This window comes from Chromobacterium sp. W521 (genome assembly GCF_052805975.1).
Genome location: NZ_JBRBAF010000002.1, coordinates 218,912 through 242,314, shown reverse-complemented (window position 1 = coordinate 242,314; position 23,403 = coordinate 218,912). Strand labels below are relative to the sequence as shown.

The 23,403-nt window shown below is 65.3% G+C and carries 20 protein-coding genes; 3 read left to right on the top strand and 17 right to left on the bottom strand.

From position 1 onward, the window contains the following. Positions 1 to 123: 123 nt before the first annotated feature. Positions 124 to 1,029, bottom strand: a complete 906-nt coding sequence (locus ACUXV1_RS03575; RefSeq protein ID WP_081554520.1) for a LysR family transcriptional regulator — start codon at positions 1,027 to 1,029, stop codon at positions 124 to 126. Between the two features lie 124 nt (positions 1,030 to 1,153). Between ACUXV1_RS03575 and ACUXV1_RS03570 the strand changes: the two genes are divergently transcribed. From ACUXV1_RS03570 to ACUXV1_RS03560, 3 genes are all read left to right on the top strand, one after another. Continuing rightward, positions 1,154 to 2,167: a zinc-binding alcohol dehydrogenase family protein gene (locus tag ACUXV1_RS03570; RefSeq protein WP_249605220.1), complete on the top strand. Its 1,014-nt coding sequence runs from the start codon at positions 1,154 to 1,156 to the stop codon at positions 2,165 to 2,167. Between the two features lie 572 nt (positions 2,168 to 2,739). Continuing rightward, positions 2,740 to 3,432: a response regulator transcription factor gene (locus ACUXV1_RS03565; protein WP_043640909.1), complete on the top strand. Its 693-nt coding sequence runs from the start codon at positions 2,740 to 2,742 to the stop codon at positions 3,430 to 3,432. A 4-nt stretch (positions 3,433 to 3,436) separates the two neighbouring features. Beyond that, positions 3,437 to 5,800, top strand: a complete 2,364-nt coding sequence (locus ACUXV1_RS03560; RefSeq protein ID WP_446014624.1) for an ATP-binding protein — start codon at positions 3,437 to 3,439, stop codon at positions 5,798 to 5,800. On the opposite strand, the gene ACUXV1_RS03555 is transcribed toward ACUXV1_RS03560, so the two are convergent. The 16 genes from ACUXV1_RS03555 to ACUXV1_RS03480 all read right to left on the bottom strand — a co-directional run bounded on the left by ACUXV1_RS03555 (position 5,752) and on the right by ACUXV1_RS03480 (position 23,367). Then, positions 5,752 to 6,048 carry an acyl carrier protein gene (locus tag ACUXV1_RS03555; RefSeq protein ID WP_143330155.1) on the bottom strand — a complete coding sequence of 99 codons (297 nt, stop codon included), beginning with the start codon at positions 6,046 to 6,048 and terminating at the stop codon, positions 5,752 to 5,754. The two genes, ACUXV1_RS03560 and ACUXV1_RS03555, sit on opposite strands and share 49 nt — an antisense overlap. Then, positions 6,045 to 8,723, bottom strand: a complete 2,679-nt coding sequence (locus ACUXV1_RS03550; RefSeq protein ID WP_446014627.1) for a hypothetical protein — start codon at positions 8,721 to 8,723, stop codon at positions 6,045 to 6,047. The genes ACUXV1_RS03555 and ACUXV1_RS03550 overlap by 4 nt, the downstream gene beginning before the upstream one ends. A 129-nt stretch (positions 8,724 to 8,852) precedes the next feature. After that, the gene (sctA, locus tag ACUXV1_RS03545; RefSeq protein WP_446014628.1) at positions 8,853 to 10,037 is read right to left on the bottom strand and encodes a type III secretion system needle tip protein SctA; all 1,185 of its coding nucleotides are present in this window, start codon (positions 10,035 to 10,037) and stop codon (positions 8,853 to 8,855) included. 140 nt (positions 10,038 to 10,177) lie between these two features. Continuing rightward, positions 10,178 to 11,437 (bottom strand): IpaC/SipC family type III secretion system effector, encoded by a 1,260-nt coding sequence (locus ACUXV1_RS03540; RefSeq protein WP_043640893.1) that lies wholly within the window; start codon positions 11,435 to 11,437, stop codon positions 10,178 to 10,180. A 16-nt stretch (positions 11,438 to 11,453) separates the two neighbouring features. Continuing rightward, positions 11,454 to 13,208 (bottom strand): type III secretion system translocon subunit SctE, encoded by a 1,755-nt coding sequence (gene sctE / locus ACUXV1_RS03535; protein ID WP_052370802.1) that lies wholly within the window; start codon positions 13,206 to 13,208, stop codon positions 11,454 to 11,456. Continuing rightward, positions 13,205 to 13,708: a type III secretion system translocator chaperone SicA gene (gene sicA / locus ACUXV1_RS03530; protein ID WP_043640891.1), complete on the bottom strand. Its 504-nt coding sequence runs from the start codon at positions 13,706 to 13,708 to the stop codon at positions 13,205 to 13,207. Before sicA ends, sctE begins: the two co-directional genes overlap by 4 nt. Before the next feature lie 269 nt (positions 13,709 to 13,977). Then, positions 13,978 to 15,129: an EscU/YscU/HrcU family type III secretion system export apparatus switch protein gene (locus tag ACUXV1_RS03525; protein WP_446014629.1), complete on the bottom strand. Its 1,152-nt coding sequence runs from the start codon at positions 15,127 to 15,129 to the stop codon at positions 13,978 to 13,980. Position 15,130: 1 nt separating this feature from the next. Further along, positions 15,131 to 15,907: a type III secretion system export apparatus subunit SctT gene (gene sctT / locus ACUXV1_RS03520; protein WP_043640888.1), complete on the bottom strand. Its 777-nt coding sequence runs from the start codon at positions 15,905 to 15,907 to the stop codon at positions 15,131 to 15,133. 5 nt (positions 15,908 to 15,912) lie between these two features. Further along, complete coding sequence (locus ACUXV1_RS03515; protein ID WP_019104573.1) at positions 15,913 to 16,173, bottom strand: EscS/YscS/HrcS family type III secretion system export apparatus protein; 261 nt, start codon at positions 16,171 to 16,173, stop codon at positions 15,913 to 15,915. A 317-nt stretch (positions 16,174 to 16,490) separates the two neighbouring features. Continuing rightward, on the bottom strand, positions 16,491 to 17,150 hold the full coding sequence (locus ACUXV1_RS03510; RefSeq protein WP_043589695.1) for an EscR/YscR/HrcR family type III secretion system export apparatus protein: 660 nt from the start codon (positions 17,148 to 17,150) through the stop codon (positions 16,491 to 16,493). Beyond that, positions 17,140 to 18,033 (bottom strand): YscQ/HrcQ family type III secretion apparatus protein, encoded by an 894-nt coding sequence (locus ACUXV1_RS03505; RefSeq protein WP_446014631.1) that lies wholly within the window; start codon positions 18,031 to 18,033, stop codon positions 17,140 to 17,142. Before ACUXV1_RS03505 ends, ACUXV1_RS03510 begins: the two co-directional genes overlap by 11 nt. Beyond that, positions 18,033 to 19,109: a SpaN/EivJ family type III secretion system needle length determinant gene (locus tag ACUXV1_RS03500; RefSeq protein WP_446014632.1), complete on the bottom strand. Its 1,077-nt coding sequence runs from the start codon at positions 19,107 to 19,109 to the stop codon at positions 18,033 to 18,035. Before ACUXV1_RS03500 ends, ACUXV1_RS03505 begins: the two co-directional genes overlap by 1 nt. Then, positions 19,097 to 19,549 (bottom strand): hypothetical protein, encoded by a 453-nt coding sequence (locus ACUXV1_RS03495; RefSeq protein ID WP_043640881.1) that lies wholly within the window; start codon positions 19,547 to 19,549, stop codon positions 19,097 to 19,099. The genes ACUXV1_RS03500 and ACUXV1_RS03495 overlap by 13 nt, the downstream gene beginning before the upstream one ends. Then, positions 19,533 to 20,822, bottom strand: coding sequence for a type III secretion system ATPase SctN (gene sctN / locus ACUXV1_RS03490; RefSeq protein WP_446014633.1), 1,290 nt, complete (start codon positions 20,820 to 20,822; stop codon positions 19,533 to 19,535). The genes ACUXV1_RS03495 and sctN overlap by 17 nt, the downstream gene beginning before the upstream one ends. Continuing rightward, positions 20,819 to 21,226 (bottom strand): SPI-1 type III secretion system chaperone SpaK, encoded by a 408-nt coding sequence (spaK, locus tag ACUXV1_RS03485; RefSeq protein WP_446014634.1) that lies wholly within the window; start codon positions 21,224 to 21,226, stop codon positions 20,819 to 20,821. Before spaK ends, sctN begins: the two co-directional genes overlap by 4 nt. A gap of 77 nt (positions 21,227 to 21,303) precedes the next feature. Beyond that, positions 21,304 to 23,367 (bottom strand): EscV/YscV/HrcV family type III secretion system export apparatus protein, encoded by a 2,064-nt coding sequence (locus tag ACUXV1_RS03480; protein WP_043640875.1) that lies wholly within the window; start codon positions 23,365 to 23,367, stop codon positions 21,304 to 21,306. Positions 23,368 to 23,403 lie beyond the last annotated feature (36 nt).

Below are 23,403 nucleotides of genomic sequence, written 5' to 3'. Positions count from 1 at the left end.
TAGGACCGGTTCCGTCCAGCGGGCAGGAAGAAGACGGCGCCCCCCGCGCTATCGCAGGATAGTTTGTAGGATGAGGGAGCCGACAGGCGATACCCACCACACTCCCCCACCGAAAACCAACGCTCAAGGCGCAGCCAGGTAATCCTGCAAGCAAGCTTGCAAATGCTCGCGCAGCGCCACCACCGCCGGCGACAGCATCAGGCGATGCGGAATCACCAAGCACAGCGGCGCGGCCTCGGTCTGCCAGTCCTCCAGCAAAGGCAGCAGACGGCCGGCGCGCAAGTCGTCCAGCGCGTCCAGCCGCGATTTATAGGCAATCCCCAAACCCTCCAGCGCCCAACGCCTCACCACTTCGCCGTCGTCGCTCTGGCGACGGCCGTCCACCGTCACCAGCTCCCGCTGTTGGCCCTGGCTGAAACTCCAACGCTCGTGCAGCGCAGTGCCCAACACCAAGCGCAGGCATTGATGGCGGCGTAGTTCCTGCGGCGACTGCGGCCGGCCGTGGCGCGCCAGATAGTCCGGCGATGCGCACAACACCCGGCGGTTGTCCGGCGCCAGCGGCAAGGCCACCAGGCTGGAATCCTCCGGCACGCCGTAGCGCAAGGCCACGTCCACCGGCTGCCGGTACAAATCCGCCACCCTGTCGCTGATCCGCAATTGCAGGCGCAAGCCGGCGTGCCGCTCAAGGAAAGCGTCCAGCCAGCCGCGCAGCCGGCTGCGCCCCAGGTCCGACGGCATGGACAGCGACAATTCCCCGCTCAGCGCCTGCCGCTGCAAGGCCAGCGCCTGGCCGCCGGCTTCCACCGCCTCCAGCGCCGCGCGCGCATGGGCCAGATAGCGCTCTCCGGCCAGTGTCAGCCGCAGGCTGCGGGTGGAACGCGCCAGCAATTGCGCGCCCACGGTTTTTTCCAGCCGCTTCAGCGCCGCGCTGGCCACCGCCGGGCTCAGGTCCAGCTGACGCGCCGCGGCGGATAGGCTGCCGTTGTCCGCGGCGCGGACGAATACCTGCAAATCTTCGAAACGGACCATGATTGTCAAAATTTCTTTGAAACTGAATCGAATTTTAGCTGGCTTTTCGCCCGTAAAAACAGGAATAACATCCACTCCATCAACACTGGGCGCTATCGGCCCCCGCACTATGGAGAATACGAATATGAAAGCCGTCGCTTATTACCAGAACCTGCCTATCGAGCATCCGGAATCGCTGCGGGACGTGCAGTTGCCCGAGCCCGTCATCGGTGAGCATGATCTGCTGGTGGAGGTTAAGGCCATCTCGGTCAATCCGGTGGACACCAAGGTCCGCGCCGGCGCGGCGCCGGAGGCTGGCCAAGCCAAGGTGCTGGGCTGGGATGCCGCCGGCGTGGTGCGCTCGGTGGGCGGCAAGGTTAGCCTGTTCCAACCCGGCGACAAGGTATGGTACGCCGGCGCGCTGCACCGTCCCGGCGCCAACAGCGAGCTGCACGCGGTGGACGAGCGCATCGTCGGCCGCATGCCCCACAGCCTGGACTTCGAGCAGGCCGCCGCCTTGCCGCTGACCGCCATCACCGCCTGGGAGCTGTTGTTCGACCGGCTGCAAGTGCTGGACAACCGCGCGCCCAGCGGCCGGAGTTTGCTGGTGGTGGGCGCGGCCGGCGGCGTCGGCTCCATCCTGGTTCAGTTGGCTCGCCAGTTGACCGGTCTGACCGTGATCGGCACCGCCTCGCGGCCGGAAACCCAGGCTTGGGTCAAAGAGCTGGGCGCTCACCATGTGATCGACCACCGTCTCCCGCTGAGCGAGGAGCTCAAGCGCATCGGTTACGCCCAGGTGGATTACGTGGCCAGCCTGAATCAGACAGACGCCCACTTCAAGGAGATCGCCGCCGCCATCGCGCCGCAAGGCAAGCTGGCGCTGATTGACGACCCGGCGGCGCTGGACGTGCGCGAGCTGAAGCGCAAGAGCGTGTCGCTGCATTGGGAGTTCATGTACACCCGTTCGCTGTTTGGCACCGACGACCAGATTCAACAACATCTGCTCTTGAACCGGCTGGCCGAGCTGGTGGACGCCGGCCTGATCCGCAGCACGGTGGCCGAGCGCTTCGGCCGCATCGACGCCGCCAACCTGAAGCGCGCCCACGCCTTGCTGGAGAGCAACCGGGCCAAGGGCAAGATCGTGCTCTCGGGTTTCTAAGAACCTGTTCAAAGTCTGCTGCGCTTCGGTGATACCGCGTTAAAAACCGCTTCGAAATGCTCATGTACCACTCGACCATTCCGCTTTCTCAGCGGTTTTCGCCTTGTCTCGCCTTAGCTCGCGAGATCATGAACACGTTCTAATCAGCGCATCCCCCCTCACTCCGGCGGCGGCTCTCGCCGCCGACTCCATGCCGGCGCGCTAAACGCCGCCGGCATGCATCGAAATCGCTTCACAAGGCGCAGCGGGCACGGAATAATGGCCTGCTGGCCGTCTTTAACAATCCGGGGAACGAGATCACGAATGCGCACGCCTTCGCCTCCGGCCCCGCCGCAGGCAACGACGGCCGCGCCGCAGCGCCTGGCCCGTCCCGCCATTCCACCCTCAGTTTCCTCAACCGGCCAGACCCGCGGCGCACGCGTTCCAAGCCGCCAAACCTTTGCGTAATGGCCTATACCAAGCCTGATGCCGGAGCGAAACCGGAGCCGCCGCCCGCGCAACAGAGTACACAGGTTCAGAGACATAACCATGGCGCAAGGCGCAGCCGCGCCGCCATCTGTTGGGATACTCATATGCCTGATGCCAAATCATTGCGGAGCCAGCCGATACAGATCACGTTGCTGGATGATCACCTGATGGTGCTGAACAGCCTGGCCGGCCGCCTGGCCAATGAAACCGACCTGAACGTGGCTGGACAGTTCACCAGCAGCGCGCCGCTGATCCAGCATCTGAAACAGCACGACGGCGTCGACGTCGTGGTCACCGACTACGCGCTCAGCCCCGGCGACATCGACGGCTTCAGCCTGATCCGCGGGCTGCGCCGGCGCTTCGCCCGAGTGCGCATCCTGGTGATGTCGGCCTATTACACCCCGGCCACGGTGGCGCTGGCGCTGCGCTGCGGCGCGCACGGTTTCATCGGCAAGGAACAGAGCCTGGACGAGCTAGTGGCGGCCATCCGCCTGCTGGCCGACGGCCACGGCTATCTGAGCCCGGACATGAGCGCCGCGCTGGACGAGAGCTGCGCCAACCTGCCTGCGCCGCAGAAAGCCATGCTGCGCAGCCTGCTGGATCACCCGGAACTGTCCCCGCGCGAGCGCGAGGTGCTGCGCTGCTGTCTGGACGGCATGACGGTCAGCGACATCGCCGTCAAGTTCTCCCGCAGCATCAAAACCATCAGCAACCAGAAGCAATCGGCGCTGAAAAAGCTGGGCCTGCGCAGCGACAACGAACTGTTCAAACTGCAAAGCCGGCTGGCCAGCCACTAAAGCCATGCGCGCGCGCCTCTTGCTCTTCTCCTGTCTGCTGTTGGCGTTCTGCTTACCCGCCGGCTTCTGCCGCGCCGGCCTCAATAAGGCGGAGCGCGCCTGGCTAGCCAAGCACCCGGTGGTGCGTTACGCGATAGACCCGCACGGCTGGCCTATCGAATACCTGGAGGACGGCAAGCACCGCGGCCTGACCCAGGCTTATCTGAGCCGCATTTCCGATATCAGCGGCCTGCGCTTCGAGCTGGTGCCGGTGGCCAACCGCCAGCAAGCGGTGGACATGATGCTGAGCGGCCGCATCGATCTGCTCACCGCGCTGTCCTCCGGCTTGATCCCGCCGGAAGCGGGACGGCGCATACGCTTCAGCGATCCTTATTTTTCCGGCAGCACCGTGCTGGTCACCCAGCCGGACAAGCCCATCGTGTTCAGCACCACCAAGCTGTCCAACAAGACCATCGCGGTGGAAAGCGGCGACCCTTACGAATACTTCCTGCGCGAGAATTTTCCCGCCGTGAACATTGTGGCCACGCCCACGCCGCTGGCGGCGCTGGACGCGGTGGCGGACGGCAAGGCCTACGCCGCGGTGGGGCTGGACGCGGTAATGCAGTCCATGATCCGCCGCCGCTATTACGGCTCGCTGCGCATTGCCGGCAGCGTCAGCGAAATGCCCAGACTGGTGTCGATGGCCGTTAACAAGGACCACCCGCAGCTGCTGTCCATCATCAATAATTCGCTGGCGCAGCTAACCGCGGACGACACCGAGCACATGCTGGAAGACTGGCTGCAAACCACCGATTACGGCGCGCCCTCCTGGCACTCCATCGCCCGCTACTACGCGCTGGAGCTGGCCGGCGTCGGCCTAGTCCTGCTCTTGCTGTTGGTGTTCGCTCAGCGCGCCCACACCGCCCGCCGCGCCGCCCAACGCAGCGAGGCGGAGAAATCCACCTTTCTGGCGGTAATGAGCCATGAAATTCGCACGCCGATGAACGCGGTGCTGGCCTCGGTGGAACTGCTGCGCCAGGCAGAACTTCCGCCGCGCGAACGCGAGCTGGCGGCGCTGGCCAACGCCTCGGCGGTGAATTTGCTGGAGCTGTTGGACAATGTGCTGGACGTGTCCAAGCTCAACGCCCGGCGGCTGCGCCTGGAGCCGCTGGCCACCGACGCGGCGGCGCTGGCCAGCGGCGTGGCGGCGATCTATCGCGCCTGCGCGGAAAAGAAGGGGCTGGAGCTAGAGCTGAAAATGTTGGGCCTGTGCGGCCGCCTGCTAGTGGTGGACCCGGTGCGCCTGCGCCAGATTCTGAGCAATCTGCTCAGCAACGCGGTCAAGTTCACGCGTCAGGGCGGGGTGAGCCTGCGGCTGGAACTGCAGGAAATAGAAAAGGAACGGGCGCTGTTGTGCATCCAGGTCAGCGACACCGGCATCGGCATCGCGCCGGAACAGCAGGCCCGCTTGTTTCAAGAATACGCGCAGGCGGACAACACCCAGCAGCGTTACGGAGGCACCGGGCTGGGCTTGCTGATTTGCCGGCAACTGGTTGAGTTGATGTCCGGCCGCATCGCGTTGGACAGCCAGCCGGAGCGCGGCACCACGGTCACGCTGTGGCTGCCGGTGCGCCATGCGCCGGCCGAAGCCGTCGCGGACGCAGAGCCGGACGCCGTCAGCGCGCCGGCGGCGCTCAAGGAAGCCTGCGACCCCATCCTGGTGGTGGAGGACCAGCCGGCCAACCGTTTCATCATCGCCCAGCAGTTGTTGCAGCTGGGCTACCGCGCGGTGACGGCGGACAACGGCGCCGCCGCGCTGGCCTTGCTGGATCAGGGCCAGCGCTTTGCGATGGCGCTGCTGGACTGCAACCTGCCCGGCATCAGCGGCTATCAACTGGCGCTGCGGCTGCGCCGCCACCCGGCGCTGCAGTGGCAGCCCTATCTGCCCATCATCGCCATCTCGGCCACCACCGGCATAGAACACCAGCAGCGGTGTCTGGACAGCGGCATAGACAGCTGCCTGACAAAGCCGCTGCGGCTGGCCCAGTTGGAACAGATCATGACGCTGTGGCTGGACCACCGCCCCGGCCCGCAGCCCGCCGCGCCGGCCCCGCCCGACGGCGAGCTGACGCAATTGCTAAGCCAAAGCTGCGACGCCGACGCCGCCGCGCTGCGCCAGGCCTTGCAGGCGCGGGACTGGGCGCAGGCGGAACACTACGCGCACCGCCTGCACGGCGTGGCCCTCAGCGCCGGCCTGCCGCGCTTGCCCGCCCTGGCGGCGGAAATGCAAACCGCGCTGCGCCTGCCGCAACCGGACTCCGCCCGGCTGCGGGATCTGCTTCAGGCGCTGGAGGCCGCGCTGCCGCAAGCGGAGCCTAGCGGCGACTGAGCGACACGGCGCGCCAGCTGCCGCTCCACCACCTGGCAGACATGGGCCACGGTCTTGATGTCGACGATGTCGTCGACGCCGATCTCGATGCCGAACTCGTCGTTCAACAGCAACACCATGTCCAGCAGCTCCATCGAGTCCGCGTACAACTCATCCACCAGCAACGCCTGCGGCTGCAGCTTGGACTCCTCCACCGAAAGGCAACAGGCCATTACCGCCACCACTTGTTGCTCAAGTTTGGGGCTCACTGCGCCGCTCCCTTCACACCGCTGGCATCAAAATACTTGCCATCCACGGTAGTGATAACACGGGACGGCGCTTTGGCACTAACGCCCAGCCCCTCCAACAAAGCCCCCACCAAGGGATAAGGCCCCCCAGCAACAGACGGACACAGATTTGTCTGGTCTCGTAACCGCTGGGCGAACTCCGCCAATACCAGGCGCTGCGGATGCGTGCTCAACGCTTGCCTCAAAGTCTCCGGCAGAGCGGCCTGTTGCTTCAAAGCGCCTTCCGACAAGGCTTCAACCAGTAGGCTTCCCCAGCTCTGTTGCGTCTCAATCGGAGTGTCGTCCACAGGTTTCAAGGCTGCGCGCAATCCATCCATCAAGGCCTGGCTGGCCGACAGCTGATCCAAGGCCTTGTTCCGACGCAGCTCGGCCACTTTGACACCTAGCTTGCTCATGGTCACTGGCTGGAAACGCATCGAGGTCAGCTCGGCCGGCACGCTATCCGCGGGCTTCGAGGCCCCGCTCAGTCCATCCATCAAGGATGTGTTGACGGACAATTGCTCCAAGCCCTTGTTCTTCCTCAGCTCGGCCACTTTGACCGTCGATTCGTTCATAATCACCGGCGAGAAATACTCCGTGGTCGGCTCCGCCGCGTCCAGATCAGGTCTTGCGGACTGAAGCCGTTCCACTTCTTGGGCCGCTGGCGCGGCGGTGGCACCGTTCAGCATCCCTTGCAGGAAGGCTTGCCTGCGCAGATCCATCGCCTTGGGTTCTGCGCGCGCCGGTTCCACGCCGCCATCGGCCTGGACCGGCGGGGTATCCGTCCGCGTCGGCGCCGTCAGCGGCTGGCTGCGTTGCGCCGTGGCCGCATGGGCTACCGGCTGGCTGGACAGATTCTGGACATTGAAGGGATCTCTCCGCAACACCCCTTCCACGCGCTGGCCGGCGCCAGTGGTCGCTTGACCGGCCGTCGGCGCCTGGACGGACGCCCAGTTCAGCAAGCGCCGGATCACGCAGTCCTTGTCGCCCTCGAACTTGCCGATGCTGGTCAAGCGCGCTGTTTTCAGGATCTGGCCGCGCAGCTGCGCCTGCTGCGGGTGCTGTTCCAGTCCCTGCCGCAAATGCTGCCACGCTGTTTCCGACATGGCCGCACCATAAAGTTTTTCGTCCTCGCTTGAGCCGGGCTTGGGTAAAAAAGCATCTCGCGCCTGTACCAGGGGGCCGCGGTCCAGTTCGCTGCGGCTGTCCAGCAGCATGGCGGTGCGGATGTCCTGCGCCAACGCGCCGGCCGCCTTGTTGGCATCGGACTGGTAAATGACGGACTTCAACACCACCTCGGGGAAACTACTGCGCCAAAGCTTGAAAGACAGCGGGGAAGCGGCGGCGGTGTCGTCGGCCTGCGTGGACGCATCCGCGGGGATCACCACGCGCTCGGCATCCGTCGAGCTGACGGTGATGCGCGAGGTGCCCAGATCCGTCACCGGCGTTTGCACTTCGGTCGTACGCGACGTTCCATCGCGACCGCCGGTTGCCTCCGTTTGCGTCTCCATGGAGCGGAACGAACGCCCTGCGCCATCGCCAGAGGCGGCCGCGCGGCGGGTCTGTTCATCGCCGCTCTCCGACCCGCGCTGAGCGCCTTGCTGCTGCTGATGCATCTTCAGATTCAAACGTTGCACCAGCCTGTTTGGATCTCGCCCTACACGGGCGGGGCGCTGGCTGCGGCTGCTGTTGCCGCTATCCGAGGTATTGCCGCTACCCGTGATATTCACGCTGTTATCGATGTTGATGCCACCGACATTGATGGTGATATTGGGCCCGCCCGCCGGCGCGGTGGAGGGATCGGGCTTGGGAGCGTCCGGCCCCTTGGGCGCGTCGGGAAGATCCGGCGTCGCTCGCGGCGGCGTCTCCTGCCCCAGCCCCGCCAGCACGCTGCGCAGCAGCTGCGGCAGAATCGCCACGGTGTCGAGGTCGCGCGCCTGCCGTCCCAGGCTCGTGCCGCTCAGTCCCAGCATCTCGCCGCGGCTCTGACGCAGCGCGTCGAAGGCCAGCTTCGCCGCACTGTCCACCAGTTCCATCACTTGCTCGCCGGTGGCTGCATCCAGTGAACGCCCCAGTTGGGTTTCGACATAGGACAGGATGAAGGTGCTGACCTCGCGCTGCATGAAGTCGTTGCCCAGCTTCATGGTGTCGCCGCCGCAATGCTGGTGCGCCAATAGCGCCAGCTTGTGCTCCAGCTGATTGCGCAGCTGGTATTGCTTATTGGTGCTCTGGGTCCACGGGCCGAAGGCGGATTTGGCGCCCAGGCCGTCTTTCAGGATTCGGGCGGTGTATTGCTGCGCCAGATCGTCCAGGGACTTTGCGTCCTGCGGACTGAGATCCAGCTGCTGCTTAAGCTGCGCGTAAACCTTGGCGAACTCCTCGATTTCCAATTTGGCGTAGACATTGGGCGAAGCCAGGTAGAGCTTGTCCAGCGCCTTGGCGTCCGTCGAGGCGGCGAACAAGGCCGCCACGCTGTCGCGGGTATGCTGGGCCTTGAAACTGGCCGGATCGCTCACCGAGTGGCGACGCGCCGGCATGGCGGCGCTGCTGCGCCCGCCGCTGAAACGCTCCGAGAGCGGGGTGGCCGGCCGCCGCGACGCGTCCGCCGGCATGGACAGCGAGCGGGTCAGTAGAGGGGATGCTCCGGTAATGGGCATGATGTGGTTCTCCTTAGCCTTATAGAGCGGCTAACAGAAGTCGGTTTTACGGCTGAGGCAAGGCGCGCCGACGGTAGCCGTCGTACGGCAAATCGGCGCGCGGCATCGCGGGAGTTTTGTCTGCCGCTCTTAGCCTTGCAGGAAGGACTTGGCGGTTTCCGTGCAACTACTGATGGTGCTGCTGAGCACCTTGACAAGATTGTCGAACAGCGAGTTGGCGTTGCTGTATTTCTGGGTCAGCGTTTGCAGGGTGTTCTTCAGGTTTTCCTCCTGCGCCTTGAAGCCGGACTGCCAGGACTGGAACTTGGCGTTGTCCATTTCCACCTTTTTGTCTTTCGCCGGCACGCCGCCCGCCAGCCCTTCCAGCGCCGTCATCATTTTCTGCACCGGACCGGTGTCGATAACCACCACGTACCTGCCTGAACCCTTGGGTTGTTCCTTCACACACTCCTTGGGCAAGCCCAGTTCCGCGGCCCATTTTTCCGCTTCTTCCTTGGCCTTCTCTGGCGTATCGGCGGTGCTGGCAAACAACTCCGTGTTCTCGTATTTCGCCTTCAATTGCTTCAGCGCGTCGTACAGTTCACCCACGCTCAGGGTGACTTTGTCGCCCTTGTCGTTGGATGAGATCCAACCGGCCATCTGGGACAGGATGTCGCTGAACTCTTGGTAGAACTCGATGTATTTGCCCACCACGTTCTCATACACGCCCAGGTAGCCGTCCTTGATATTGCCGATGGAGTCGCCGATCATTTCCCACAGTTCGCGGTCGGAAATCACGTCGCCGGTCGCGCCTGGCGCCGAGAACAGCATCGGCGCGGCAAACTCGCGCGCCGTCGGCGGAGCATCGGCCAGCGTGTCGGCGATATCGGCCTGCAACTTCGACTTTTGCTCGGCGGACATCACGTAGCCGCTCTGCGCCACGCTATTCAAGCTGCCGCTGAGCTGCTGAGTCGTCAGGGTCTGCGTGTCGCGAGCCTGGTCCAGCGCCCGCGTCAAAGCGCCGCGCTGGAATGCCACGCGCTCGGCCGGCGGCTGTTCGCCGCCGGCAATCGCCGCCTGCCAGCGCTGATCCGCCAGCTTGCTTTCATAGGCGGTCTGCCCTTCCACGACACGACGGAGGGTTTCGTTGGCCTGGCGCAGCGCGTCGGCCTTGCCCTGGGCGGTATTGAGCGCGGACAGCTCCGGTCCTTGCGCCGCGGCGGCGCGGGTTTCGACAGCAACGCCGGCGACATCGGCGCGCGGCGCGGCGGCCGGGGTTTCAGCAAGCTGTGGCCGCGTCAGCGGCGTGGAAAGAGTGGTTTGAATGCCGTTCATGGGGATTCCCCTGCATGGCCAGCGCCGAGGCAGGCGCCCAGGCGCTGGCGGGATGAATGGTATGGAAGGCCGACCCGACCGGGATGGCCGGGCCGGCGGACGGAGCCTGGGATGGTCCCGTCCGGTTCCGGGCTAGCGGATCAAGCGCGAATGTTGCCGGCCACCGCGCCCATGGCGGCGTTCTTGGACTGGCTGATGTTGTCCAAGGTGCGCAGCAGCTCCTGGATGAAGCTGTCGGATTTGCGGCTGCTCTCGCGGGTTTCCTCGGAGGCCGTGTTGGCCACGCGGCTGGAAGCCTGGCTGATCTGCTGCTCGGACTGCTCCAGCGTGGCGGCGTAGCGGCCGGAACCTCCGGCAATATTGCTGGCCGCGGACGAGCTGTCCATGATCGCCTTGCCTGTGGTTTGCTTGGCCTGAGCCTTGAGCTTGGTGTCGTCCATGGCCAGCTGTTCCGCCTGTCCCTTCACAGACAAGTTCTCGCCGGCGCTGCGCAGCGCGGTTTCATGCTCCTTGGCCAAACGCTGGTTGCTGGACTGCAGGCCGATCTTGTCGCCGGCCATGCCGTCCGCCACGCTGCCGGCGGCGTTGGACTGCGCGTTCAACTCGCCCGCGCCCGGCTTGGCCGCGCCAGGCTGCTGCGGCTTCAAGCCCACCTGCTTCAGGCCGTCGGCGTCGGTGCCCAGCTTGACGGTGTTCTGGCGGCCCAGCGTGGACTGGATGTTGCGGCCCTCATCGCCCAGCTTGGCCAGCTTGGGCGCGTTGTTCTTCAACGCGCCTCGCTCGGCGTTGATGCCGCTCAGGCTCTTCTTGGCGCCCACGCCGGTAATGGCCATCTGACCGACGCTCTGGACAACACTGCTGGACAGATTGGCCACGCCCTCGCGCACCATGGAGGCGGCGGTGGCCTTGGTGGCGTCGAAGCCCACCAGCGACAGCTTGCTGCTCAGCGTGTTGTCGGCGGTACGCAGCGCCGACATCAGCACAATGGCGGCCACCATCAAGGCCGCGCCGTTGGGCGCCATGCCGCTGATGTCGAAGGGCTTGCCCTGTTCGGCCTGCTCCTTGACCTTGTCGTCCACCAGCTTGCTGACGCCGGACTCAACCTTCCGATACACAGCACCCAGGTCCTGAACAAAAGCCGGGTCCTGGGCTTTTTCGCTCAAATAGCTCTTCAGCGCGTCGGTCACTTGCTTGCTCACCTCGGCGGACGGCGGGCGCAGTTGCGGGCCGCTCATCACTTCGGCCAGCGCCTTGCCGTCGCGGCCGGCGCTGTTCAGGATGGGCAGGATGTCCTTGATGTCCACCAAGGACTTGGCGACGGAGGATTTTTCAGCCGCGCCGGATTCAAGCGCCGCCGGAAACGGATTGTGGGTGGAAACACTGCCAATAATGGTTGCCATAATATTCTCTCCTAACTCAAGCGTGACTCTGACGCAGCACGAAGCGGCCGGCCTCAGCATTCTGCTGCAGCGCGGAAGACATCATCGTGGTCAGGTCCTGGGTGACTTTCTGGGTGCTGGCGAAGACTTCCACCGCCTGCTTCAGCCATTGTTCGATCTGCTCCATCGCGGCGCGCGCCAGCGTGAAGTCCGCCAACATGTCGCTGGCGTTCTTCATGAACACGCCCTGCGCCACATTGCCGCCGGCCTGGGTGGCGGCTTGCGCCACTTCCCCGCCCACCACCACGCGGTTGAGGGTGTTGGCCATCAGTTGCTTGGCCGCTGCGTCCTTGGGCAGGCCCAGGCTGTTGGCCAGGCGCTGGAAGCCCTGGGTCAACACCTTGCTGCCGTTCTTGGCCATCTCCTTGAGCAGGGTGGGCACCATCTTTCGCATCGAATCGCCCATCATCTTGCTCAGAGCCCCGCCCAGCTTGCTAGCGACGCCCTTGCCCACCATGGAGATCGCCACCACCGCAAAGACCATGGCAACCGCGGCGTAAATCATGCCGGCGATGGAGCCGATGGTATCCGCAAGGTTTTTATCCACGCCGAATGCCTTGAGCGTTTCACTGACGATCTTGCCCACCAGGTCCATCAGAGGCTTCAGCATCGTCATGACGGCGTCCATGATCGGCTTCATGGCCTTTTCCATGAAGGATTCGCCGGTAGTGGCCTTGACCACCTCGTCCGCCACCATCAGCGCGAGGCCCACCGCGGCCAGCGCCAGGCTGGCGCCGCCGGTAAATACTGCGGCCACGACGCTGACCACCGTCAGCACCGCGCCTAGAATCTTGCCAATGCACCCCATGGTGCGATTGAGTTCTTCCGCCTTGCGCACTTCTTCCTGGTACTCGGCGGATTTCTTGTCCATTTCCTTCTGGCGGCCTTCCTGCATGGCCTGGAACAATGCCAGATCATTTTTCAGGCTTTCTTCGCTGTTCTTGCCCACCATCTCGACGAACATCGCCATCAGCATGGTCAGTTTGGCCACGCCGGTCAGGTGGTCTTCCGCGCCTTGCTGCACCGCGCCGCCCTTGGTATTGAGCCCCTGAGCCTGGGTCAACAGCGAGTCGGCCTTGGCGGTCTTGTCCTTGGCCAGATTGTGCGCGTCGGTGGCGGCCTGTTCCGCCTTGTCGGCCTTGAGCTTGGCGGCCTGCGCCTCGTTGGCGGCCTGATCGCGCGCCGCCAGCGCCTGCTGGTAGCCGGCGTCTTCCGGTGTCAGGCCATCCAGCTTGGCCTGGGCCTGGGCCAGTTTCTGCTTGGCCGCTTCCAACGTTTCTTTGGCCGTTTTCAAATCGCCCAGCGCCGTCTGGTAGGCTTCGGTGGCTTGTTCCGCCTCGCCTATCGCCTGCTGCAATTCGTCCGACAGCTTCTGGCCCATCGCCGCTTGCGCGTCCATCATTGCGCGCCAGGTGGCGATGCGGCTTTCCAGCTGCGATAGCGAAACGTTGCCCAGCAAGGACATCAACTGTCCCAGCAGCAGCGTCAGCTTGCCCGCTCCGTCCAGCTCTTCCTTGGCCTTGGCCGTGGGCTGGGTCAGCGGCGGCGTGTTCAGGTCGCCGCGCGGCTTGGCGGCGCCGGCGTCATCGCTGACGCGCATCGTGAACAGCGCTTGCGCAGACTTCTGCGCGGCGTCGACGAATTTCTCGCTCGCCTGGGTATTGCCCGAAAGCGCTTTCGCCAGCTCAGCACTGCCAAGATTGAAGCCTTGACCGATAGTGTTACCGCTCATGCTTGCTCCTTTTCCTGCTGACGGGATTGCTCGGCCTCCGTCTCCTGCAAACTGTCCAGATACACTTGGGCCTTGGCGCGCAGCGACTCATCGTCGCTTTGCTCGCACACCAGCTCGAAACATTGCCTGGCCTTGGCCGCCTTGCGCATGAACAACTGGCACTGTCCGGTGAAAAACACCGGCCGGTAGTCGTTCTTGCTCAGGGCGAAAGCCACCGCGTACAGATCGGCGGCCTTCTGGAACTGTTTCTTGAGCTGGCACACGGCGGCCAGCCCCATGATGTAGTCGGGGTTGTAGAAGTCGTAGATGCATAGGAAGCGGAAGAAGGTTTCCGCTTCGTCGAGCCTTCCCTTGTTGTAAAAATCGTAAGCGTGGGCGTACAGACCTTCCATCATGTCCGGCGGAATGCCGTGCACGTCTTTCAGGGTGGCGCCTGCGCTTACCGCTTCCCAGACCATCTCTGCCAGGCGGTCGTCGCTGACATTGTCTTCAGGGTTCATCAAACATCTCCTAATCGCTGTCACCAACCCGGCAGAGCTGGCTAGAGACGACGGTTGTCTTGGGTGTGAAATGACCGTCGCCGCTGTCATTTAACAGCGGCCGACGAGGGGAAACATTCAGGAATCGCTCATGGCGGGGGCGCATCGGATATCCGGGCTTGTTCAATACGGTCCTGCCGGCTTTGGGACCGCAGCGGCCAGGGAAGAGGCTGGCTTAGCCAGGCGAGGGCCTGTTCACGGTCCCGCGCGTTTTGAGGACGTGAATGCGCTCAGCCCTCCTGAGCATCCCGCTTATCCACAGAAGCGGGCGTGCCGGCGGATTTATCCACAGCAGAGCCGGCGGCGCACGCGCCCGTCCCCTGCTCCGCCTGCGGCGGCTCCGGAGACGCCTCCGCTCCGGCGTTTTCCACCTGCTCCAACCACATCAGCAAGCGCAGCACTTCCTCCACCTCGTCCAGGCTGACCAGGGAATAGCGGCGATGGCTGGCGAAAATGCGCCGCGCCAGCGGGATGTCGCGCACCACCGGCACGCCCACCTTCTCCGCGTAGGCCCGTACCGCCAGCGCGCGCTGATTGGTCTCCATCACCGAGATGAAGGGGATGGGCAGCAGTTCGGGTTTGAAATAGATGCCGACGGCGATATGGGTGGGGTTGGCCACGATCAAGCGCGAGTTTTCGATGTCGGACTTCACCTGCTCGGACAGGATCTCCATATGCGCCTCGCGGCGGCGAGACTTGATCTCCGGATTGCCCTCCTGCTCCTTCATCTCGCGCTTGACCTCCTGCTTGTCCATCTTCATGTCCTTCATGAACAGGAAGTACTCGGCGATCGCGTCCAGCACCAGCACCGCCACGATGCAGCCCAGGCAGGTCAACACCAGCGCCAGCAGCAGTTCGCGCCAGATCGCCGCCATGCCCATCGGATCGCCGTTGAGCTGGGCGAACAGCAGCGCCTTGTGCTTGTGCCACAGCACCAGCACCGCCACCACGAAACTGGTCAAGTACAGCAGCGCCTTCACCGCCTCCTTCACCGTGCGCAGGCTGAACAACTTCTTGAAGCCGTTGACCGGATTCAAGGCTTCCAGATTGAGCTTCAAGGCCTCGCTGGCCAGCACGAAGCCGCTTTGCAGCAGAGACGGCAAGGCGGAGGCGACGATGCACAGCAAAAAGATGGGCAGCAAGAGCTTGATGCCCAGCCAGGCCACCGCCTGGGCATAGCCCTGCATGTCCTGCTGGAAGCCGCCGGCGATCACTTGGCGGAAAGCGCCCATCAGCTCCACCAGCGAGCCGAAGGACACCAGATAGGCGACGCCGCACAGGGTCAGGCAGGCCACCACCAGGTCTCGGCTCTTGAAGGACTGGCCTTTCTTGGCCGCGTCCTGCAAGCGCTTGCGCGTGGGCTGTTCGGTCTTGTTCGACATCTCAACGCACCGGCGCGCTCAGCCAGCCGGGCAGCGCTTCCGGCGGGAAGGCCAGCCGCGTCACCGTATCAGGCAACACCGGGCCGAAATACATCAGCATGATCAACAGCGCCACCGCGCTCTTCACCGTCAGCGACACCGCGAAGGCGTTCATCTGCGGCGCGAAACGCGACAGCAGGCCCAACACCACCTCGGACAACAGCAAGGCCGCCACCACCGGACTGGCCAGCACCACCGCCTTGCTGATCACCTGATTGAGCAGGCTTAGCGTCGGCTGCAGCGCCGGCGTGCAAACGCCCAGCGGGTCGCACAGCTGATAGCTCTGACGGAACAAGTCCAGCATCAGGCTCATGCCGCCGCCTTGCAGATAAACCGCGGCGGCGAACAGATTGAACATATTGGCCAATTCCGAAGTGTCCACCCCGTTGGCCGGGTCTATGCTGCTGCTCAAGGTGGCGCCGCGCTGGTTGTCTATGATGCTGCCCAGAGCGTGGAATACCCAGAACGGCCAGGCCAGCAGGCAGCCCAGCAGCAGGCCCACCGCGGCCTCGCGCGCGATCATCGCGAGGAAGGGCAGCGCCTGAAAGGCCGGCAGCGCCTCCACCGGATGCGGCCACAGCCCCAGCGCCACCAGCATGGTGGCCGAGGTGCGCACCACGCCGCTGAGCACATTGCTGTTCAGGAAGGGCAAGATGAAAAACACCGGCGCCACGCGGGCGAAACCGAGCGCGGCCGAGGCCACCCAGCCGTGGATTTCGAAGAACAGGCCAAACTGCATCCGTCTCAGCCCCGGGCCAGCGCCATGCGCATCACCTCCCGGCCAAAGCCGAGCAGGGTTTCGCCGTACCAGCCGGACAGCAGGAACAGACACAGGCTGACGCCGAACAACTTGATGCCGAAGGGCAGCGTCTGTTCCTGCAACTGGGTCACGGTCTGGAACAGGCCCACCAGCAGGCCGATGGCGGTGGCGACGATGATGGGCCAGGCCGACATCAGCAGCACCAGATACAGCGCCTTGTTGCCGGCGAACACCAGATCATTCATAGCAAAACTCCAAAATTGAGGCGGCCGGCATGGACAGCGCGGCACTCCGCCCGCGCCATTAAAGCCATTCAGCTCTCCAAGACTCAGGAAGCAAAATCGAGCGTAGCCGCCAAGGCAAGGCGCGCCGACGCAGGCAGTACCCGTCGTACGACAAGGAGGCGCAACGCAGCATCGGCGGTTTTTCATTCATACAATCACCAGGTCTAGGTAATGGGCGGCAAAACCGCGCGCAGCGGCCAAGGCAAGGCGCGCCGACGCAGACAGTGCATCTAGCACGGCAAGGAGGCGCAACGCAGCATTGGCGGTTTTGCCGCCCATTACGTCGCCAGGTCCAGGTACTGCAACACCAGTCCCTTGGACAACAAAGTCCAGCCATCCAGCGCCACGAACAGCACCAGCTTGATCGGCACCGATATCGTCACCGGGCTCATCATCATCATCCCCAGCGCCAGCAAGATGCTGGAGATCACCAAATCCACCACCACGAAGGGCAGGTAGAGATAAAAGCCGATCTTGAACGCGCTCTTGATCTCGCTGAGCGCGTAGGCCGGCAGCAAGGCGAAAATGGACGGCTGTTCGTCCTCGGCCGCATTGCCGGTTTCGCGTTCGGTACGCTGCGCCTGGGCTTTTTCAAAGAAGCTCACCAGTTCCGGATCGGAATACTTCTGCAAATAGCCGCGATAGCCGTCCAGACCGTTCTCAACGAAGTTGCTCACCGACTCCACGCTGTTGAAGCTGACCTGTTCTTCCTGGTAATGGCTGTAGGCCTGCTGAGCGATCGGCAGCATCACGAACATCGACAGCATCAGCGCGATGCCGTTGAGCGTCATATTGGACGGCACCTGCTGCAAACCCAATGCGTTGCGCACCATCACAAACACGATGGAGAACTTGATGAAGCAAGTGCCGGAAGCGATCAGGAAAGGCAGCAGCGTGGCGAAAGCCAGCAGCGCGATCAGCGAAATATCATTCGACATCGGCGGCTCCGCCCAGCCACTCCGTCACTTCCACCCCCAGATGACCGGCCAGCTGCACCAGTTCCCCGCGTCCCAGCAGCGCGCCGTTGGCGCGCACTTCCACCCGCCGCTCAACATCCGCCGGCAGGTTCAACAACTGGCCACAACACAAGTCCTGCAACTCCGTCAGCGTCACCCGTCCGCGATGCAGCACGAACTCCAGTTCCACCGGCAGCTGCCCCATGTCTCGCGCCGGCGCTTCCTGCTCCGTAGTCTGTTGCGATTCATCCCATTCCATGACGATTCCTTCCTCATACGATTGATAAGTGCCCAGCGCGCGGTCGTGGCAGCGCACCGCCGCCGTCTGCTCGCGGATCAGCAGCACGTCGCCCCGCGCCACCCCCCGCAACAGACCCAGGCTGAGGCGGCTGTCGCCGATGACGAAGCGCAGCGGCCAGCTCAGCAACGGCGCCGGGTCCAGCGCGTCTCCCGCCTCGAACGCCGGCGCGCGCTCCAGCCACAGCGGCCCCTCCGCGCACATCACCCGCAGCAGCGCCTGGCGCGGCAAAGCGTCGCCCGGCCCCGCTTCGCCCAGGCTCAAGCGCTGATAGGCCAGCTCCGGCATCGGCGGCGTCAACGGCCGTTCCGCCGCCGCCAGCCATTGCGCCGCCTGCGCCTCCACGCCGGCGGACAGCGCCAGCCGCGCGAGTTCCGGCGCGGCGCTCTCCAGCCACGCGCGCGGTTGCAGCCAGCCCTGCCAGCGCTGTTCGGCGTCGGCCACCGACAACCACAAGCCGCCGCGCGGCGGCGTTTCCAGCGTGGCGTCCCAACCCTGGCGCCTCCAGGCCGCGGCGGCGCGCTGCAAAGCGCGCTCGCGCGCGTCGATTTGTCTGAGCGCCAGCATCAGGCGTCCTCCTCCTCATCCCGCTGCGGCTGCTGCCGCCCCTGCTCGCGGCCGTCGTCGCGGGCCATCTGCCATTGCTGCGGGTTGCCGGACTGCCATTGCTCGCCCAAACGCTGTTGCACCAGGCTGTCCGACGGCTGCAGGCTGAGCACGCCGCCGGGCTGGCTTTGCACGTTCACCGCGTGTTCGCCGCCCCAGCGCTGGAAGCGGTAGGTCAGGCCCGGCTGGGCCGGTTCCGGCGCGCTGGCCGCGGACAAGGTCGTTTGTGCCTGAGCCGGGGTCGGGTCCTGGCGCGGCCGCGCCGGCGGCGCAGTATCGCGCGGCGGCGTCGCCGGCGCGGACGCTTGGGCCTGCTGCGGCGCAACCGGCGCGGCGGCCGCCGGCGCGGTCTCGTTCTTGCGCGCCTCGCCGCCTTCGCGCGTGACGGCCGGCGTCGGCGCGGGAGCCGGCGCGGCGGCGTCTGCTTTCGGCGCGCTCCGTCCATGCGGCGTCGGCGTAGCCGTGGACATGGCGATAGACGCTTCTACGCGCGCGGCGGCCCCAGGCAGCGCGACCTCGCCCTTGGCCGGCGCGTGCTCGGTTTTTCGCGGCGCCGGCTCGGCCTTGAACAGCGCCCCCAGCGTCTGCGCCCCGACTTTGACCGGCGCGTCGGCCGCCGGCGTCAGGCTGGCGGCGTGCTCAGCTGCCAGCGCCGCCGCGGCGCGCAGGCCCTGCGGCCCGGCGGCGGTCTTGCCGCGGGCATCGGCGGACGGACGTTCTCCGTCGCCCAAAGGCGCCTGCCCCCGTTTGCCCGGCGCCGACAAAGCGGCCTCCGCCGCGCGGCGGCCGCCGGCGTTCAACCGCGCCGCATGCCAATGCGGCGGCAGCGGCGGTTGCCACAAGGTTCCTGCCGGCAGGCGGGAGCGGTCTTGCTCGCGTTCGCCGGCCACGTCCTCGCCGTCGCGGTCCGGATCGGCGGCGTCTCGCCGCTGTCTTTGGGCTTCGCGTGCAAAGGCCTCGGCGGCGCCGTCCGCGTCGGCCGCGGTGGCCGGCCGGGTGTCCGCGCTCGGCGCGGGAATGGGCGTCATCGCTTCCATATCGTCCTCTCTTCCTGCTCGGCCTCGTCCAGCCGCAAACGCCGCATGCGTTCCTGACGGCGCTGCAACTTGGCCCAGCGTTGATATTTGTCTTCCTTGCGCAGCCATTGCCGGCGCAAAGCCTGTTGTTCCTCGCGCCGGCCGGCCAGGCCTTGGCGCTGCTCCTCCAACTGTCCGCTTTGCAGGTCCAGGTTTTGCAACTGGCGGCGGAGCACCGCCTGCTTGCGCTGCAACGCGAAGAGCTGGCCGCGGCTCATCGCCCCGGCCGGTCGTTGCGCCAGCAGCAATTGGCGCAGGCCCTGGCCCTGCGAAGCCAACGCCTCTTGCTCCGCCGCCAACGCGCCGTCCTGGCGCGCCAGCTGAACCAGCTCGGCCTCGCAACGCGATTGCGCCGCCTGACAACGGCGCAGCAGCGCGCCCAGCTTAGGCAACAAGCTCATGCAGGCTGCGCAGGGTGTCGGCGAACCCCGCGCCCTCGTCCACCGGCTGGCACAGCCAGCGGCGCAGCGTGTCGCGGGCGTTCATCGCGCGGTCGTTGTCCGAGTTCTCGCCCGGGCGGTATTCGCCCAGGTCGATGAAGACTTGCAGCTCCTCCAGCCGCGCCATCAAGGCGCGCAGCGCCGAGGCCGCCTGTAGATGGCCGCTGTCGCACACCTGGCAGGCCACGCGGCTGGCGCTCTTGAGCACGTCGATGGCCGGGTAATGGCCCTGGCCGGCCAGCTTGCGGCTCAGATAGATGTGGCCGTCCAGAATGGAGCGGATCTCGTCCGCCATCGGGTCCGGCTCGTCGTCGCTTTCCAGCAGCACGGTGTAGAAGGCGGTAATGCTGCCGCCGCGGGTGGCGCCGGGGCGCTCCAGCAGCCGCGGCAGGCTGTCGAACACCGAGGCCGGGTAGCCTCGCCGAGCCGGCGGTTCTCCCGCGGCCAGCGCCACGTCGCGCAGCGCGCGGGCGTAGCGGGTCATGGAGTCGACGAAGAGCACCACTTTCTTGCCCTGATCGCGGAAGTACTCGGCCACCGTGGTGGCCAGCAGCGCCGCGTTGCAGCGGTCCACCGAGGAGAAGTCCGAGGTGGCGAACACCAGCGCGCAGCGATCGCGCTTGGGCGAGGCCCGCAGCGATTCGGCGAACTCCGTCACTTCGCGGCCGCGCTCGCCGATCAGGCCGATGACGAAAACGTCGGCGTCGCTCTGCTCGATCAGCATGTGCATCAGCATGGTCTTGCCGCAGCCGGCGGAGGCGAAGATGCCGACGCGCTGGCCCACGCCGCAGGTCAGCAGGCCGTCGATGGCGCGCACCCCGGTAGCCAGCGGCTCGCGTATGCCCACGCGCCGAGAGTACGGCGGCGGGTCGGCATCGATGCCGCGCTCCTCGCCGCCCACGCCGGCCTCGGGCGCGAAGCGCTCAACGATGCGGCCGGTGGGGTCCAGCACCGCGCCCAGCGCGGACTCGCCGATCCAGGCGGCCAAGGCGCGGCCGGTGGGCTGCAACACTGCCTCGCGCGACAGGCCGCGCGCGTTGCCGATCAGGCTGAGCACCGCGCGCGGGCCTTGAAAGCCCACCACCTGGGCGCGGGCCACCACGTCGCGGTCTTGCCAGCTGCGGCGGATGTCGCACAGCTCGCCTATCGCCACCTCGGGCAGCGCGGCTTCCAGAATGGGGCCGGACAGGCGTTGCGGATACGCCAGCCGGCGCAACAGGCGCGGCGCTTTCATCGCAGCAGCGACTCGCTGAAGCGCTCCAGCGCGTCGAAGAAGCCGTTCAGCGCCTTGGAGAAGCGCTTGCCGTCGGCCAGATAATCCGGGTGCGCCATCGCCTTCAGTTCCAGATAACCCTCATTGGCGGCCAGTTGCAGTTGACCGCCGCGGGCAAAATGGCAGCCCTGCATCAGGTCCTGCAAGAGCTGGGCGGCGCGCTGGGCCAACACCGCCTCGTTGTGCTCGCCCACCCGCGACCACAGCCACACCTCGCCGTCCTGAGCGCTGACATGGATGCTGGGCAGATCGTGCAAGTCCAGCGCGATGGTGGAATGGCTGTCCAATTCGCCCAGCAGGGCGGGATCGCAGCCGCTCTCTTCCAACGCGGAGCGGACCAGTTGGGCAATATCGATGGCGAACATAGGCGGATTCCTTTTTGATTCCAGTCCCCTTTAAAACCGATACGTTTGTCGCGCTATCGGTTCTAAAGGAACCGGGGTTAGATGGTTTTGATCACGTTCACCGACACGCTGTCGGCGATTTCGCCGAAGGACACCACTTCCAGATCGCGGAAGCGGGTTTCGACCAGTTTCTTGATGAAGCGCCGCACATCCACCGAGGCCAGCAGCACTAAGTCCTTGTGAGCGATGCCCATGCCGTCCAGACCCAGCGCGAACAAGTCCATCAGTTCATCCGAGGCGGCCGGCTCCAGGTTGAGGAAGGCCCCCGCCGAGGTCTGGCGTATGCCCTTGCGCACCATGTCCTCCACCTCGGCAGACATCATCACCGCGCGCAACTCGCCGCCGCTGGCAAACTTGTGGCAGATGTAGCGCGCCAGCGCGCCGCGCACGTGCTCCACCAGATTGATCACGTCCTTCTCGCGCGGCGCCCACAGCGCCAGCGCTTCCATGATCAGCTTCATATTGCGTACCGAAATGCGTTCGGCCAGCAGACGCTGCAGCACTTCGGCGATGCGCTGCACCGTGGCGTGGCGCAGCACTTCCTTGAGCAGGTCCGGGTATTTGGCTTCCAGTTGGTCCAGCATGTGCTTGGTTTCCTGGACGCCGAAGTATTCGTTGACGTGGCGCGCCAGCAGCGCGGCCAGGCATAGGTAGAGTTCATCCAGCGCCGGGCGCAGCTGGTAACCCAGCTTGGTCAGCTTGTCGCCGTCGGCCGGACGCACCCAGGCGCACTGGCTGGCGCCCTGGGTGCTGAACACCGGCCGCACCCCAAGCGCGGCGGCCTCGTCCGAGTAATTGACCACGCGCACCAGATCGAAATGCAGCTCGAACTCGTCGGCGCGGATTTCGTTGATCAGCACCGCCACCCGGTTGTCCGGCAGGCCTTCACCGTCGCGCAGCAGCATATCCGGCAGCCGCACGCCGTAGTCGATGAAAAACTGACTGCGCAGCCGCTCGGCCAGCTGAGCCTGTTCCAGCGCGGCGCGGCGCGCCTTGGGCACCAGCAGGATCAGCGGCACGGTCTCCGCCGCCACTTTGTCCAGATTGCCTATCAGGCCCAAGGTGCTGTCCTTGCCGCCCGCCGGCGTCGCGCCGGCGGCCGCGCTCGCGGGAGTCTGGGCCGCGCCCGACGGGCCTTTGCGTGCCATGCGGCGCTTGTAATAGAACAGGCCGCCCAAAGCCGCGGCCAGGATCAGGAACACGATCAGCGGAAAGCCGGGCAGCATGCCCACCGCCAACGCCAGCACCGCGGTCACCACCAGCACAAACGGGTTGCCCAGCAACTGGCTCATGATGTTGCGGCCCATATTGTCGCTGTCGCCGTTGACGCGAGTGACGATGAAGCCGGCGCTGATGGCGATCAGCAGCGCGGGAATCTGCGCCACCAAGCCGTCGCCGATGGTGAGCATGGTGTAGGTGGACAGCGCGGTGGACAGGTCCATGCCATGCTGGGTCATGCCCACGGCGATGCCGCCGATGAAGTTGACGAAGATGATGATGATGCCGGCGATGGCGTCGCCCTTGATGAACTTCATCGCGCCGTCGAAGGAGCCGTAAAGCTGGCTTTCGCGTTCAAGCACGCTGCGGCGTTCGCGCGCGCCGTCGGCGTCCACGATGCCGGCCTTGAGGTCGGCGTCGATGCTCATCTGTTTGCCGGGCATGCCGTCCAGCGAGAAGCGCGCCGCCACCTCGGCCACCCGTTCCGAACCCTTGGTGATCACGATGAACTGCACCACGGTGACGATGGAAAACACCACGAAGCCCACCGCCAGGCTGTCGCCGATGACGAACTGGCCAAAGGTGTTGATGATCTCGCCCGCGTCGGCCTCGATCAGGATCAGGCGGCTGGTGCTGATGGACAGCGCCAGCCGGAACAGCGTGGTGATCAGCAGCACCGAGGGAAAGGTGGAAAAACTGAGGATGCGGTCGATGTAGAACGAGCCCATGAACACCAGCACGGCGATCACGATGTTGAGGCCGATCAGGAAGTCCACCAAATAGGTGGGCAAGGGGATGATCAGCATCGCGATGATCATCACCATCAACAGCAGGATCAGCAATTCCGGCCGCGAGCGCGCGCCGTTGAGCAGGGAATTAAACACCGTTAGTCATCCAAGCGATTCGATATTGGCGGCGGG

Bases quoted from the DNA above. Each gene is read 5' to 3' on its own strand.
- ACUXV1_RS03515 (WP_019104573.1), bottom strand. From the start codon at position 16,173: ATGAATGATCTGGTGTTCGCCGGCAACAAGGCGCTGTATCTGGTGCTG.
- spaK (WP_446014634.1), bottom strand. From the start codon at position 21,226: ATGTTCGCCATCGATATTGCCCAACTGGTCCGCTCCGCGTTGGAAGAG.
- ACUXV1_RS03550 (WP_446014627.1), bottom strand. From the start codon at position 8,723: ATGCCCATTACCGGAGCATCCCCTCTACTGACCCGCTCGCTGTCCATG.
- ACUXV1_RS03540 (WP_043640893.1), bottom strand. From the start codon at position 11,437: ATGGCAACCATTATTGGCAGTGTTTCCACCCACAATCCGTTTCCGGCG.
- sctN (WP_446014633.1), bottom strand. From the start codon at position 20,822: ATGAAAGCGCCGCGCCTGTTGCGCCGGCTGGCGTATCCGCAACGCCTG.
- ACUXV1_RS03560 (WP_446014624.1), top strand. From the start codon at position 3,437: ATGCGCGCGCGCCTCTTGCTCTTCTCCTGTCTGCTGTTGGCGTTCTGC.
- sctA (WP_446014628.1), bottom strand. From the start codon at position 10,037: ATGAACGGCATTCAAACCACTCTTTCCACGCCGCTGACGCGGCCACAG.
- ACUXV1_RS03505 (WP_446014631.1), bottom strand. From the start codon at position 18,033: ATGCTGGCGCTCAGACAAATCGACGCGCGCGAGCGCGCTTTGCAGCGC.
- ACUXV1_RS03500 (WP_446014632.1), bottom strand. From the start codon at position 19,109: ATGGAAGCGATGACGCCCATTCCCGCGCCGAGCGCGGACACCCGGCCG.
- ACUXV1_RS03495 (WP_043640881.1), bottom strand. From the start codon at position 19,549: ATGAGCTTGTTGCCTAAGCTGGGCGCGCTGCTGCGCCGTTGTCAGGCG.
- ACUXV1_RS03565 (WP_043640909.1), top strand. From the start codon at position 2,740: ATGCCTGATGCCAAATCATTGCGGAGCCAGCCGATACAGATCACGTTG.
- ACUXV1_RS03570 (WP_249605220.1), top strand. From the start codon at position 1,154: ATGAAAGCCGTCGCTTATTACCAGAACCTGCCTATCGAGCATCCGGAA.
- sctT (WP_043640888.1), bottom strand. From the start codon at position 15,907: ATGCAGTTTGGCCTGTTCTTCGAAATCCACGGCTGGGTGGCCTCGGCC.
- ACUXV1_RS03510 (WP_043589695.1), bottom strand. From the start codon at position 17,150: ATGTCGAATGATATTTCGCTGATCGCGCTGCTGGCTTTCGCCACGCTG.
- sicA (WP_043640891.1), bottom strand. From the start codon at position 13,708: ATGAACCCTGAAGACAATGTCAGCGACGACCGCCTGGCAGAGATGGTC.
- ACUXV1_RS03525 (WP_446014629.1), bottom strand. From the start codon at position 15,129: ATGTCGAACAAGACCGAACAGCCCACGCGCAAGCGCTTGCAGGACGCG.
- sctE (WP_052370802.1), bottom strand. From the start codon at position 13,208: ATGAGCGGTAACACTATCGGTCAAGGCTTCAATCTTGGCAGTGCTGAG.
- ACUXV1_RS03575 (WP_081554520.1), bottom strand. From the start codon at position 1,029: ATGGTCCGTTTCGAAGATTTGCAGGTATTCGTCCGCGCCGCGGACAAC.